This window comes from Rubripirellula reticaptiva, assembly GCF_007860175.1.
Classification (GTDB): domain Bacteria; phylum Planctomycetota; class Planctomycetia; order Pirellulales; family Pirellulaceae; genus Rubripirellula; species Rubripirellula reticaptiva.
In genome coordinates this window covers 558,606-572,898 of the sequence record NZ_SJPX01000003.1, presented here as the reverse complement: position 1 = coordinate 572,898, position 14,293 = coordinate 558,606, and the positions used below count along the sequence as shown (strand labels likewise).

11 protein-coding genes and 1 tRNA gene are annotated in these 14,293 nt (G+C 54.6%); 8 read left to right on the top strand and 4 right to left on the bottom strand.

What is annotated here, in order from left to right; translation table 11 throughout:
* Positions 1 to 42 precede the first annotated feature (42 nt).
* The 3 genes from Poly59_RS15105 (at position 43) to Poly59_RS15095 (ending at position 3,628) form a co-directional block, all read left to right on the top strand.
* Positions 43 to 783, top strand: coding sequence for a dienelactone hydrolase family protein (locus tag Poly59_RS15105; RefSeq protein WP_146534932.1), 741 nt, complete (start codon positions 43 to 45; stop codon positions 781 to 783).
* A gap of 107 nt (positions 784 to 890) precedes the next feature.
* A complete protein-coding gene (locus Poly59_RS15100; RefSeq protein WP_146534931.1) occupies positions 891 to 2,309 on the top strand; it encodes an SLC13 family permease in 1,419 nt (472 codons plus the stop codon).
* Positions 2,310 to 2,332: 23 nt separating this feature from the next.
* Positions 2,333 to 3,628: a CehA/McbA family metallohydrolase domain-containing protein gene (locus Poly59_RS15095; protein ID WP_246151667.1), complete on the top strand. Its 1,296-nt coding sequence runs from the start codon at positions 2,333 to 2,335 to the stop codon at positions 3,626 to 3,628.
* A 105-nt stretch (positions 3,629 to 3,733) separates the two neighbouring features.
* Here the strand turns inward: Poly59_RS15095 and Poly59_RS29565 are convergent.
* A tRNA-Ser gene (locus tag Poly59_RS29565) sits at positions 3,734 to 3,815 on the bottom strand.
* Positions 3,816 to 3,997: 182 nt separating this feature from the next.
* Positions 3,998 to 5,389 carry a transcription termination factor Rho gene (gene rho / locus Poly59_RS15090; RefSeq protein ID WP_146534930.1) on the bottom strand — a complete coding sequence of 464 codons (1,392 nt, stop codon included), beginning with the start codon at positions 5,387 to 5,389 and terminating at the stop codon, positions 3,998 to 4,000.
* A 925-nt stretch (positions 5,390 to 6,314) separates the two neighbouring features.
* Here rho and Poly59_RS15085 point away from each other — a divergent pair.
* A complete protein-coding gene (locus tag Poly59_RS15085; RefSeq protein ID WP_246151666.1) occupies positions 6,315 to 7,538 on the top strand; it encodes a DUF255 domain-containing protein in 1,224 nt (407 codons plus the stop codon).
* 132 nt (positions 7,539 to 7,670) lie between these two features.
* Here Poly59_RS15085 and Poly59_RS15080 read toward each other — a convergent pair whose 3' ends face one another.
* Both Poly59_RS15080 and Poly59_RS15075 read right to left on the bottom strand, forming a co-directional pair.
* A complete protein-coding gene (locus tag Poly59_RS15080; protein WP_146534929.1) occupies positions 7,671 to 7,922 on the bottom strand; it encodes a hypothetical protein in 252 nt (83 codons plus the stop codon).
* Positions 7,923 to 7,979: 57 nt separating this feature from the next.
* Positions 7,980 to 8,651 carry a HEAT repeat domain-containing protein gene (locus tag Poly59_RS15075; RefSeq protein WP_246151665.1) on the bottom strand — a complete coding sequence of 224 codons (672 nt, stop codon included), beginning with the start codon at positions 8,649 to 8,651 and terminating at the stop codon, positions 7,980 to 7,982.
* Between the two features lie 528 nt (positions 8,652 to 9,179).
* Between Poly59_RS15075 and Poly59_RS15070 the strand changes: the two genes are divergently transcribed.
* From Poly59_RS15070 to floA, 4 genes are all read left to right on the top strand, one after another.
* Entirely contained in the window at positions 9,180 to 10,436 is a 1,257-nt protein-coding gene (locus tag Poly59_RS15070; protein WP_146534927.1) for a hypothetical protein, read from the top strand.
* Positions 10,437 to 10,658: 222 nt separating this feature from the next.
* Positions 10,659 to 11,279 (top strand): response regulator transcription factor, encoded by a 621-nt coding sequence (locus tag Poly59_RS15065; protein ID WP_315852595.1) that lies wholly within the window; start codon positions 10,659 to 10,661, stop codon positions 11,277 to 11,279.
* A 508-nt stretch (positions 11,280 to 11,787) separates the two neighbouring features.
* The gene (locus Poly59_RS15060) at positions 11,788 to 12,852 is read left to right on the top strand and encodes a sensor histidine kinase (RefSeq protein ID WP_146534925.1); all 1,065 of its coding nucleotides are present in this window, start codon (positions 11,788 to 11,790) and stop codon (positions 12,850 to 12,852) included.
* Positions 12,853 to 13,118: 266 nt separating this feature from the next.
* On the top strand, positions 13,119 to 14,099 hold the full coding sequence (gene floA / locus Poly59_RS15055; RefSeq protein WP_390621487.1) for a flotillin-like protein FloA: 981 nt from the start codon (positions 13,119 to 13,121) through the stop codon (positions 14,097 to 14,099).
* Positions 14,100 to 14,293 lie beyond the last annotated feature (194 nt).

Sequence of the window (14,293 nt, the reverse complement as noted above, 5' to 3'; positions counted from 1 at the left end):
TCAACGCAAACACTTCCCCCCTTCCTGCTCGAATAGCACCGCATGCGAATCCAACCTGTCACTGCTGTCGAACTTGATACTCCGTACGGCCCGATGCACACGCATTTGTTCCGGCCCGATCGTCCGGGAAAATTTCCGGGAGTGATGTTGTTCGCCGAGATTTATCAAATGACCGGCCCTATTGCTCGCACCGCAGCGATGATCGCTGGACATGGTTTCCTGGTCGCCGTTCCCGATGTTTATCACGAATTCACGAAACCTGGTGAAGCATTCGCATACGACAAAGAAGGGACCGATCGCGGCAACGATCTTAAGACCAAGAAAGAACTGGCAAGCTACGACGCTGATGCACGAGCCGTGATCGACTTCTTTGGCAACGATCAAGGGTGCACCGGCCGAATCGGCAGCGTTGGAATCTGCTTGGGCGGACACCTCGCATTTCGCGCCGCAATGAATCCCGAAGTTGCAACCGGGGTTTGCTTTTACGCGACCGATATTCACAAAGGCAGTCTCGGCTTGGGAATGGCCGACGATACGCTTGCCCGCGTTCCTGAAATCGGTGGCGAAATGATGATGATTTGGGGCCGTCAAGATCCGCACATCCCGGGCGAAGGTCGTCGATTGATCTACGACACCATGACAGCCGCCGAAACTCGGTTCACTTGGCACGAATTCAATGGCGAGCACGCTTTTATGCGCGACGAAGGTCATCGCTACGATCCGGCTCTCGCCCAGCTTCTTAATTCGATGGCGTGCCAACAATTCACAAGCTGTTTGAAATAGCTAATTCGACATTTGGTCTGGTCCAGTTTGCAAAACTACGAGCACTCAGTTGAAGCTAGAATGTTGCTTCGACCTTGCCGACCAGCCTTTGAACGAAACCTTCTCTCATGCAACACTTCCGCTGGATCGCCATCGCAGCCGGGTCCGTTTTGGCAATCATCGCGTATGGCGTCTGCACAGCGACGTTCGGAGTATCGCATCCGACGGCCGTGACTGCCGCGGTGACACTTTTGTGTGGCGTTTGGTGGTGCACCGAAGCGGTCCCGATTCCGGTGACGTCGCTCGTTCCGTTTGTCGTGTTCCCGTTTGCCGGTGTGCTCGACCACGGACAGTTGGCACAGGCGTACGGCGACAAGTTCGTGTTGCTGTTTTTGGCCGGTTTCATGATCTCGCGTGCCGCCGAACGATCCGAAAGCCACCTGCGAGTCTCCCATGGAATGATGCATTTGTTGGGCACCGGATCCCAACGACGCGTCGTGTTAGGTTTTCTGCTAGCGCCTGCATTTTGCAGCATGTGGATTTCCAACACTGCAACCGCGCTAATCATGTTGCCAGTTGCAATCGCCGTTTTGCAAGAACAAAAGGATGCGAAGCTTAGCGCGCCGTTGCTGTTGGCGGTGGCGTACGGATCCAGCCTCGGTGGCATGGCCACCATCATTGGAACGCCACCTAACGGGGTCTTCGTATCCATTTATGAACAACAGACCGGTCGCACGGTCGACTTCTTCTCTTGGCTGAAAATCGGCGTTCCGGTTTCGGCGTTGATGTTGGTTGTCGCCGGTGCCTGGCTGACTCGAGGCTTGGGAAAAGCGGTGACACCCAGAACCGATCAAATGGGGCCTTGGACACCGGCGCAAAAGCGAGTGTTGGCGATCATAGCCGGCACTGCCGTGCTTTGGATGACTCGCAGCGCTCCGTTTGGCGGCTGGGCGGCATGGCTGGACATGCCGATGGCACATGACGCGACCGTGGGACTAGCGGCTGTCGTGCTGATGTTTTTGGTCCCCAGCGGCGAAGTCGACTCGCAGGGCAGTCCCAAACCACTACTGGACTGGGAAACCGCACACGACATTCCCTGGGGCATACTGATTCTGTTTGGTGGTGGACTGGCGATCGCCAAAGCGGCTGAGGTCACCGGATTGTCCCAGAGCATTGGAAACCAATTAGCGATGCTAGACGGAATTCATCCGGCTCTGTTGATCGGCATCGTTTGCTTGACGGTGACTTTCTTGACCGAAGTCACATCCAACATGGCAACCACGACATTGCTGATGCCTATTTTAGGCGCAGCGTCGGTCGGTGCGGGATTCGATGCGTCGGCGTTGATGATTCCCGCCACCCTGTCGGCCAGCTGTGCTTTCATGTTACCGGTTGCGACGCCGCCGAACGCGATCATTTTTGGATCGGACCAGATCACGATTCGAGAAATGGTCAAAGCCGGTTTTGCACTTAATTTGATCGGCGTCGTTGTGATTACCGCAGTTTGTTACTTCGTTCTTGATCTAAAATCAGGCATCGGAAATTAGCCCTCCACTGAAAGATAAATGCGATGCGACCGTGGACACTTTTGATCGTTTTGACGTTAACTTTTGCGTGCAACGTTTTTGCAGACGAACCGGAAAAGCAACTTCCTTCCACTGATCCACCTTCCACCAGGCTGCCTGCAACTTGGTGGAAAGGGAATCTGCACACGCATTCGCTTTGGAGCGACGGTGACCAGTTCCCCGAAATGATTGCGGACTGGTATCGCGAACGAGGCTACCACTTTCTAGCGCTCACCGATCACAACGTGCTAAGCGAGGGGATGCGTTGGATGCCGATGGCGAAAATTATCGAGCGAAGTGACGCTGGAATCTTGGATCGGTATCGCCAGCGGTTTGGCGAGGACTGGGTCGAAACAACCGGCGAGACCGGCGAAAAAGACCATCAAGTGCGTTTGAAACCGCTCGACGAATTTCGATATTTGCTGGAACAATCGGGAAAATTCATCCTAATTCCAGCAGAGGAGATTAGCGACAAATCCGAAGGAAAGCCGGTCCACATCAATGCCACCAACGTTGCCGAAGCGTTACAGCCAGTCGGTGGCGACACGGTTCGCGAAACCATCGAAAACAATCTGCGAGCAATCCTAGAACACGAGAAGTCGCATGGACGTGAAGTCCTGCCTCACGTGAATCATCCCAACTTTGGATATGCGATCACAGCGGAAGACTTGGCGGCGGTGATTTCTGAACAGTTTTTCGAAGTTTACAACGGACACCCGGGTGTGAACCAACTCGGTGACGATGATCACCCCAGCATCGAGCGAATGTGGGATCTGATCAACGCGATCCGGCAAAACTCGCTGAATATTCCACCAATGATGGGAATCGCCACCGATGATTCCCATGAGTACCACGGCAAACCGGGCTCGCGTCCGGGTCGCGGATGGGTAATGGTTCGCAGCCGATATTTGACACCCGAGCATTTGATTCGCGCGATGAAGCGGGGCGACTTCTATGCGTCCAGCGGTGTTTCGCTGACCGACGTACGTTTCGATGACTCGACAAAAACTCTGGCAATCGAAATCGACGCACAGCCTGGCGTTACCTATCGAACGGACTTCATCGCATCCCTTGCAAATCAATCCAGCGAGGATGGAAAGGAATCGGAGTCGATTGACGAGCACCGGATCGGAGTCGTCGTGGCCACTTCAGATCAAACATCGGCTAAGTACACGATGACTGGCAAAGAACTGTATCTTCGCGCGGTGGTGACCAGCAGCGAACCACCGAAAGATCCATCGTTCACCGGCCAGAAACAACAAGCATGGACACAGCCGGTGGGATGGCGCGAGTTGCGATAAGCGGCGGCTCGAATGAACCACGTATTCGATTGATCTAAGAATATATCTTAGACAAACAAAAACACCCCAGGGAACTTGCGTTGCCTGGGGTGTTTTGCATCAAAGCGGAGGACACGAGACTCGAACTCGCAGCCCCTTGCGGGGTACCTCAGTTCCAGTGAGGCCGCTCACCATTCGCTTATCCTCCGGGTGATTTTCGCGTACGCTTATTTTGGCGTTTAAGACAGTATTTTGCAAGGTCGGGTTTGCTTCGTTTCAAAGCGCCTCGGCAATTGCAAATCCAGCTCGCGGAGTGCCGATTTCGGACAACCGGTTCCCGCAATCGAGGTTGCGGGTCAGCGGTCGTCAAAGAGTCCACGAATCAGGCAATTACAGCGACGTTTTCGCGCCACTGATCAGCTTAATAAATTCATCGTTACTGACAAAACGGCCCAGTTGTTTGGTCAACTGTTCCATCGCATCGCACGGATGCATCGAGCTGAGCGTCCGGCGGAGCATCGTAACGGCTTCGTAAGTTTCTTCGTCGTGCAACAGTTCTTCGCGGCGTGTACCGCTTTGCGAAATGTCGATCGACGGCCAAACACGGCGGTCGGCGAGTTTACGGTCCAGCACCAATTCCATATTACCGGTGCCTTTGAACTCTTGAAAAATCGCTTCGTCCATGCGGCTATTCGTATCGACCAGACAAGTGCCGACGATCGTCAACGATCCGCCTTCCTGGAAGGCACGTGCGGTCGCAAACAGCTTTTTCGGAATGTCCATCGCCTTGATGTCCAAGCCGCCCGACATGGTCGCGCCACCGCGTCCGCCTCGGCCAACCCATTTGTTGAACGCCCGCGCCAAACGCGTGATCGAATCGAGCATCAGAAAGACATCTTGGCCCGATTCAGCGATACGCTTGGCCCGATCAATGACCAACTGGCTCAGTCGAACGTGACTTTCGACATCCATGTCTAACGAGCTTGCGATGACTTCGCCACCGACAATGCTTCGCTTCATATCCGTGACTTCCTCCGGTCGTTCGTCGATCAACAGCACCATCAATTTGACATCTGGATGATTCGCTGCGATTCCGCTGGCGATGTCCTGCAACATGATCGTTTTACCGCTGCGAGGCGGTGCGACGATCAAAGCTCGTTGCCCCAATCCCATCGGAGCGAGCAAATCGATGACGCGGTTCGTGATGGGGCGCTGTCCCGTTTCGAGCCGCAGCCATTTTTCGGGATTGATCGCTGTCAAATTGTCGAAGTTGGCGACTTCGGGATAGTCTTCTGGCTTGATGCCTTCGACTTCTAAAATTTCACGAACACGCGGCCCCTGTTGGCGGCGTGCTTCTTGAACCATCGCCTTGATATAGACACCTTGGCGAAGGCCGAACTTTTCGATCATCGTGCCGGGCACAAACGGATCGCTTCGTTCGCGAGAATAGTTACTTTCGGCAGTTCGCAGAAAACCATATCCGTTGGGGTGCAATTCCAGAATGCCTTCGCCTTCGACGAGCGGTGCATCGTTGGCGATTTCCGGTTCGCGATCTACTCCGCCGCCACCGTTTGAGTTTCCTCCGCCGCCTCCGCCACCGCCACCACCTCGGCGACGTCTCCGAACGCGAGGCTTGCCGCTTCCTCCGCCGCCACCACCATTTGCGTTTCCGCCGCCTCCGCCACCGTTGTAGCCGCCGCCGTTACCGGATCCGCCATTGGGACTGCCGTTGCCTTGATTTCCGGAACCATTCCGATTGCGATTGGTGCGTTTCTTTGCCATTTGTCATCCAGAAGACTGGTCAATTTTTGCGGGGAACAAAACGCATCATGTCAGTCCAGAAAACCAGATGACGTGAGGCCTGTGCCTGCAGAGAGATCAGCGAGATTGAAGAAGTGCCGCATCGAAGGAAAGAAGGAGTTGAACTCCGGAAATGGAAATCGCGGTTCATTTCCATCGGAGTGACTGGTCGAATCGAAAACGAGTTTCAACAAGTTTCTCTAACGCAACACGCAGCAATTGGCTGCGAATCACACTCGAATTCAGTAATCCCCGACGCGGCATTTTATGCCGCCAAAGGAATCACCCTTAGAGCAAACGGTCTATCGAACCGTTGTAATGCTCCGAAACAATTGATCTGACCTGGGCATCCTTTCTCAGTTCCGATCTCGTGCCAGTTTCCTCGGCAGGCAAATTTCGCCTTTGAGATCGTGCGGTCGCATCGAAATTAATTGATCGAGCGTGATCGCTATTTGAGAAGGACGGTGTCAGGTCGTCCAGGGAGAGGAGTCTTTTAGAACCCGGTCGCAACATCGTTGTCATCGAACACGGGTAACAAGAGAGTACCTTCATGACTTTTCTGAAATATACCCGTTGCGCTGGTCTTGTCAAGTCCAGCGTGAAACACGAGTGGACATGCGACCACATCTTTCGTCGTAGTCAAACCCCGCGGGCGGACAATCGCGGGGGTTTTAATACCTCAGCCGTCGACGGGAGACACAAAAATTCCGTGTTTTACGTGCATTCGACACTCAGCTGTCCGAGCCATCACGCCCGCCTAATCATCAAAGTCGACCTAATCTGCACTTTCATCAGAATCGACTGAAGTGTTACCAGCGGCATGGCCGATACGACAACAGCGCGGAAAGTGTTTTCGCCTCCCAAAACAAGATTCACGATGCCACTGGCCGATTAGGAAGCAGATTTCATGAAAGCGGTAGCCCTCACTCTGATGACCACGTTGGCGATCACGCTATTGGTCGTTAGCCCCGCCAACGCCGAAATCGCTTGGCAAACCAATCTTCGCACTGCACACGCCCAGGCTCAGGCCGAAGGCAAACTGTTGCTGTTGCATTTCTTCACCGATAATTGCAGCTGGTGCGACAAGCTGGAAGCGGGAGCGTTCCAAGACGAACGCGTCAACGCTTCGATCTCGCAAAACTTTGTCGCCGTGAAAGTTCACGCTGGGCAAAGTCCAAAACTGGCCGAGATGTTCAAAGTCACTAAGTTTCCGATGGACGTGATTGTCACGACCGACGGCAAGACTTTGTCGCACGGCGTCAGCCCGCAAGAAGCGACTCGCTACACCGCGATGTTGGCAAGCACGCTTTCGAACTTGCCCGCCCCCAACCCGGCGGCCGCTTCATCGTCAGCAATTGCTTCGAACGCTCCAACTGCTGCACCAGCCTCGATACCAGCCAAATCGGCCGTTGCGGCACCAACTTATGCGGTTACTCCAGCATCGACGAAGATCGCAACTCAGCAAGTCGCTGCAAGCGAAGCGATTGACTCGGCCAAGCTAGCTGTCGAAAAGAAAGCCAGCAGCCTGGAACTTCCAAAATCAGTTTCGACGATTGCTGACAACACCAAGCTTGCCAGCTCGCGTGTCGAAGACCTGGCGATGTCGCTTCCTGAGCAACTTAGTGGACCGGAAACGAAGACTCCATCGATCAGCGTATCGGCTCCGCTTGCTGCCGCTGCGACTGCAGCGAACGCAGCAGTTTCAAAGGCAACCAATTCGAATGCATCCGCTGCAATCGCCACGGATGCATCACAGCCCGAACTGGCAATGGACGGCTATTGTGCTGTTACGGTGGTCGACGACGCCAAGTGGGTCGAAGGAAGTCCAGAGTTTGGTGTGATTCACCTCGGCAAACTGTATCTATTCGCCAGCAAAGAAAAGATGGCAACGTTCTTGGCCAAGCCGATTCCTTACACGCCGATGCTGAATGAAATCGACGTGGTACGGTTCTTCGAAGAACGCGTCATCGTTCAAGGCAAACGCGAATGGGCTCTGCAAGATCCTACCAACCGCCGTATGTTCTTCTTCGCTGACAAAGCCGCGATGTTGCACTTCGAAAACAGCTACGACCGCTACGTCGACGCAGCCATCAAGGTGATGGAAACTGCTGTCCAAGAATCCAATCCGTAGTGGAACAGGAACGAACGGTTTAGAATTTGAAAACCTTGCGAACGTCTTCTTCGCAAGGTTTTTTTGTGCGCGCTCGCGTGTGTGAAACGAACGTCCGAACCGAACGAGGAACCGACGGCTATGAACCGGCGACTATTCGGCGGTTGTAACCGTTTGCGTGGCATAGCTTGGCCGCATGCCCGAAAGGATCGCGATTCCGGCGGCCATGGCAGCGATCGCGATTGCAGCCCACACGATTCGCGCGGCCAACTTACCGAAACGATGCTGGACCGCGTGGATGGTTTTCAATTGGTAGGGCTGGTCCCAAGGACCAACCGCAATGAACATGGCCATCATCGACATCACGATCGACAGCCCGCCTACCAACGGTTCGTCGTAACTCATTCGCGAAACTCGCAAATCAAAAGGGGCAAACTGACGCACGCATTCAGATGTCTACGCTCAAGAATCGTTGGCTTGGCGCAACTTACGTTCGATGATGCGAATCTGGGCTCGGGCGTTCTCGATATCCGGACAAATGTCCAAGCAACGCTTCAGTGCCGAGATCGCCGCCTCTCCGTCGCCCAACATCAAACGGCATCGCGCCAGACCTTGCCATGCCGGATAGTGATATCGGCAATGCCACAGGCAAGCTGTGTAAGCGGCCTCAGCTTGAAAAAAGTTTTCCAGACCGTGCCAGCAGATCGCGAGCTGATGGTGCGCCTCGGCGTAACGTGGTGCTTGGTCGACCAAAATCATGGTCGGCGCGAGTGCCCCTGCGTACTCGCCACCATCATTGAGGTGCATGACTTTCAACAACTGCTGATGATGCAGCGGCGCGGCGTCGCGAACCAATAGGGCACGGAACGAATCATCCGCCGCCAATCGGACACCACGATCCGAATCGCCCAGTGCGCGTCCGAGTGGCTCGATCGCAGAATGATCGCCAAGCGTTCCTAATGACAATGCGGCTGCACGACGAAGTTCAACGTCACCGCGGCGAAGCAACGAAGTCAATGTTGATCCGCAATATCGATCGTCAACATCCGAAGCAAATCGGGGCGCATCGGCTGAGTTGAGATAACGACGATACGCGGCTGCAAGATGAGTGGTCCGAACCAGGGGTGTAGTCACAGTCTCTCCGTCATATGGTTTTCGCGTCACACTCCGGCAACGCCATAAACTCAGAACGACATTGCTATCGGTGGGCATATTAGTCACCTGCAGTTGCCGGACAAGCCATGCCCCCAGCGTGCGCGACTGCGCCAGATGCAAATCACAGAGGCCGAGATCGACAAATGTACGGTTCGAATGACCTAGATTGGCCTTAGTGGCAAATTCGCCGGCCTTGCCGTAGCCCCGCTGGACGGTTCATTGGTATCGCCAGGTTGCCAGTCGAGTCGACCATAATCGCCCACGAATCGGCTTGCTTGACAGGCTACAATGGGCTCGGATCGCTGCATCCCGAGCGAGTTTCGTGTCTGATGGGAGACACATTCCACTACCAGATAGGCGTATTTAACGGCACCAAACGCATCCGGCAGGCTCAATCGGTGGCACCAGCGCTCGCTTACAAACCGATCCGACGGCGATCATGCACGAGTGATGACAGACATCACCCGACATGGATTCCATCACAACGCAAAATGCCCAGGCTATCCAATGTTGAGACCAAGAGCCGCCAAACCGTCAGATTCGGCATCCACCGGCCAAAATTTCGTAAGAAATTTGGGGTTTGAGACCGCTCGACTGCTGGGACTATTGGGCACGGTAGTGGGGATGGCGTCCGGTTTGCTGTTTTGTTCCGCCATATTTGCGGCAGATAACAAGTCCTACCGAGCGTCTGAACTGTCGCTACGAGACCCGTCGGCCGCTCGGCTAGCGGCGCCGATGCAGGGGATTGTCGATGGACTGAAACGGCGTGATGCATTGGTACGCCTGGCCAGCGGTGCTGACGTCAATCTGTGGGTTTGCCGTAGCGTCGACCCGTCGGTAACGATCAAGACGGGCCCAGTTGGACCGACGACGTTCGCCGCGATCCAGCAAATCGCTAAGGCTGCGAATTGTGAGGTTCAATACGTGGCGGGAGTCGTAATCATCGGCCCCGCAGACTGGGTCGATGCGGTGACCATCGACTTGGTGCAGGCGGCAAACAAGACAGCCAGGCAAACACCGGAATTAGCCGACATCCGGTGGCCACGGCTCTCGACACCCACCGAAGCACTTGCTGCAACCATATTTTCAAACGAAAACAAGTCGAAACAATCGCCGCCCACTAACTCCGATACCACGTTGCCGCATGACCTTTGGCCTGCGGCCGAGTGGAAACAAATTGATCGCTCGGTTGCCGAAGCGCTAGTCCGTCACCAATTCTTTTCTGTCGAGTTGGGCAAATCGGTAACCGAAACAACCAACACAAATAGTGACAACCGCGCGCCGCACCCCAAAGCGAAAATGAGCGAACGGTTTCGACGTCGCTATGAGTCACCCGACTTGGCGTCCATTCGCCGCGCCGTCATGGCGAGCGACCCGGCGGCTCGCATCCGCCCAGCCGACGGAGGACTCGAAGTGCACGCACTCGCGACGGCACACCGGATCGCAACCCAAGCGATGCTCGCCACCGCCCCAGCGATAGATGCAAATGGACGCGCCGCAAACCAACCAGACGCTGCTGGTGCAACTGACGAGCCGCGTTTCTCGCTGAAGTCAACGACGTCCGCTAGAAACGCGCTGACGCAACTTTGCCAAGCTGCCAACCGAACTTGTGTGATCCAAGCTGACGCAGCGTCCACTTGTGAACGAATCATCACAATCGAGGCTGTCGATCAAACATTAAAAGAACTGATTGACACGATCGCAAACATGGCGGGCGTAACCGCAACATGGGAAGCGAAACAGATTGTGTTTCGAGCAAAGTAGGTCGTGCGCAGGTTTAGACACAAAGCCAGTCTGGTTTCGCGACGCCAAGCTGACCGCGACTGAATAAAAAAACGATGTGCGTCATGGCACATAGCCCGATGCTAAGGCATTGAAATCCCCAACAGAGTGTGGTAATGTCGGCTGTAGTACTCTTACGCTGTTACGTGAAACTTCCGTTTGGCGGCGGATCCAGGGAACCGGTTCAACTGCGGCACCCAACAAATGGGCGATGTGATGCAGGGTCCAATCGTATTTGTCATCGATGATGACGATAACTCTCGAAAAATGATCGTTGAAACGATCAAAACTATGTCTCTGCCTGTACAGGACTACTCTTCCGCCGAAGCGTTCTTAGCTGATTACAGAGGAGAACGACCTGCGTGCATCGTGACAGACCAACGAATGCCAGGCATGTCCGGCATTGAGTTGATCGAGACATTGCAGACTGCAAGTTTGACGATCCCCGTCGTGGTCGTCACCGCATTCCCCGATACCCAGATGACTGTTCGGGCGATACGCGGCGGAGCGATTAGCTTGATCGAAAAACCTTGCAGCAACGAAAAACTGTGGGCAGGAATCTTGGAAGCCATCCGCTTGGACGCTCGCAATAGCGTGCTGGATGCCGAGCGAAGTGATGCAAAGACGAAAATTGAGTCTCTAGATGGACATGAAATTGAAGTAGCAAGATTGTTGCTCGACGGATTAGCGAACAAGGTTATCGCATCCAAACTGGATGTCAGTCTGCGAACCATCGAAGCTCGGAGGGCGAGAATTCTTAAGAAATTTGACGTCAATTCGATCGCTGGAATGGTCAAAGTCTGGCTGGCAGGTCAATCCGAGTAAAGTTTGCGATGTGTCGATGCACGTCGGAGGCCCAGGGACTTTCCTGCGCAAAGTCGGCTCCGGTGCACTAGGCTGTCACGATCTTCCCCAAACACGTGGGACCATTGCTGAAACAGGAGCAACGCAGATTAGATTCACACATGCTCCAAACAGATTCGCGCACCCTGCCCAAGCCCAAAGAATCGCGGATGACCGCAAATCCGCTCAAAAGCGATTGATCAAGGCGGCTTTCAGGCCGATACTCTCGCTGGAGGCACGGCGTCTTCGCTCTGGAATCGCCGATGCCAAACCACGGTTTCGCAGGGGCAGCATTCAACAACTGTGTCCGCGACCGCCATTTGCATGGTGGTTAGCGGGCCGGGGCAAACGGTTGACTGAATGCCCTGCGATCCCAACCCTCTTTCTCTGTTGGGGGGTGTTCACTTATCGGACATTCTTGCATCCTCCTCATTTGCCCTCTGCGAACACGACTGTGCTCGCTTTCTAATTGTTGCCGTACGGGCCATTCATGGACATTGCCAACGTACTTTGGGAACACCAATTTGGTTCCCAAGAAGACGGTTACGCCATTTTCTCGCTCGAACGCGGGGAGATGTCACTGTTGGCGATCAACAACGTGGCGCGAGATTTGTTTTCGGTTGGCGAAGCGATGCTCGACGCGATTGATGTGCAAAGCTGTCTCGAAAAAGTCCGACTCACGATATCCGAAATCGGCCAATTGGACGTTGACGGCGACGCGCTGGTCCGCCGACTTGAAAGACATCAAGCCATTTGCTCGCTGCGCAAATTAGAATCAGGTCGGTACGCGATCCTCAGCATGATCCGAATCCACCGGAGCGAGGTTCAACGATTGACCGACGAAGCCAACTCAGCCGCAATGGCTCAGTGGACGGCATCGATTTCTCATGAACTAAGCCAGCCGATTCACGTGATTCAAAACGCAGTGTCCATCATCGAGATGCGTCGCAACGCCGGCACCGACACCGCCGAAGCAATCAAGCCGTGCTTGGATCTGCTGCAGGACGCTTCGGCCAGTGCGTCAGAAACGATCGCAACCCTCAAAGAAGCGGTGTCACCATGGTTTTCGAATTTGAAAAAATGGGACTTAGTAGTCTTGATCGAAGACTTCGTTTCGAAGTTCAACGCGACACTTGATTCATGGATTGAATTCCAACGGCCTGATGCCCCTTTCCATGTGATGATCGATCGCGTTCAGTTTGATGTGTTACTCGCTAGCCTTCTGGTCATCTTTCGCACGAGCAACCCGAATCAGGAATTGTCCCCGAAGGTCACGATTGAGTTTGACGCTGACAAGTCGAGACTTGAGCTTAGAGTAGAAACGGATTTCGCCTTGCAGACTCAACTGTTCGGCGTGTCATCAAAACAGATCCGAAGTTCCGTAACTTTGGAATCGTGCAAAGCGATCGCAAGCGCCAATTCGATCGTGTTCAAAGTCCTATCACCCAGCGACAACCCGTCGGCCTGCATCGGGTTTCAACTATCGATGCAGCCTCACGGAACCGGTCAATCGCAAACCCTTAGCCGCCGGTTTGCTCGTCGACTGTGGGACTAGCCGGGAAGATGTGGGACCAACCGAGAGGGACCGGTCGTGAAATCGCTGGCTCGCTAGGCAGCCACGGCACGGACAAGAGCATCGAGTCGACGCCAATTTCTCGTTAAATTGCCTTAAAAAGCCTGCGTCTTGCCGGGTTTTTGATCCCGCCCTGCGTTGCACGATGCATTTGAAGTACAACTTGGGGTAGGCCTCTGTCGGAAACAGTCGTTTTTTCAACATGCTGCATGATTCTGCTCACCACAAAGGATGCAGCAGCAATGGATATGATTGCGGCAGTGAGTTTCCCCGGCTCGTCGACATGGATCGCCGGCCTTAGTATCGTCGCCTTGTTTGCAGCGATTTTCGTAGTTGGTATTTTTGCCAAATGGGGATCGTATTGGTTCCAGGCTTACATGTCGGGTGCTGACGTCAGCTGGACCAGCCTGATCGCGATGACCTTCTTGGGCATCGATCAGCGTTTGATCGTCACGGCGAAGATCATGGCAAGACAAGCCGGCTTGTCGATCGATCGCCGCTCGGGCATGAGCACCGAGCGTCTGCAATCCCACCACTTGGCCGGCGGCGATGTGATGAACGTGGTGCAAGCGCAAATTGCCGCACATCGCGCGAACATCGATTTGGACTTTGACCGTGCCGCGGCCATCGACTTGGCCGGACGCGATGTGCTGTTGGCCGTACAAACAAGTGTCTCGCCGCGAGTGATCCACTGTCCTAGTGACCGACAAGGAAGCGCAGCGACGCTAAGCGCCGTCGCCAAGAACGGAGTCGAACTGCGAGTTGGTGCTCGCGTGACCGTGCGTACCAACTTGGATCAACTGATTGGTGGTGCGACCGAAGAAACGATCGTCGCACGCGTTGGGCAAGGCATCATCACGGCAATCGGATCAGCCGAGACTCACATGGACGTTCTTGAACAGCCGGCCCGAATCTCAAAAGGCGCACTTTCCAATGGGCTAGATGCGAACACTGCGTTTGCAATTGTGTCGATCGATATCTACGACATCGATGTGGGCGAAAACATCGGTGCTCGCCTGCAAACCGACCAAGCCGCGGCCGACATGCGGATCGCGCGGGCGCACGCCGAAGGACAACGCGCCGAAGCCGTTGCTCTTGAACAGCAAATGAAGGCCAAGGTCACCGAAAACCAAGCCCTGTTTGTACTCGCCGAAGGCGAAGTTCCTGCCGCCTTGGCCGTCGCGTTCAACAATGGCCAACTGCGCCGTAAACGTGTCAGTCCCAGCTAGCGAACTGGCACCGCCGCATCAATCAAGAACGTCAATGCGATGACAAACCGTAAGATTCGTCAAAGTCATCGCAACCCAAACCGGTTTCGCAAAAAGTAGAGCTTCGCTAGCTCCATTTTTTTGCCTAACCCAGATTCGTGAGCTAGGGTTGTTTGCCCCCTGACTCTGTCCCGCTGGGACTTGTCAGCCTCTGA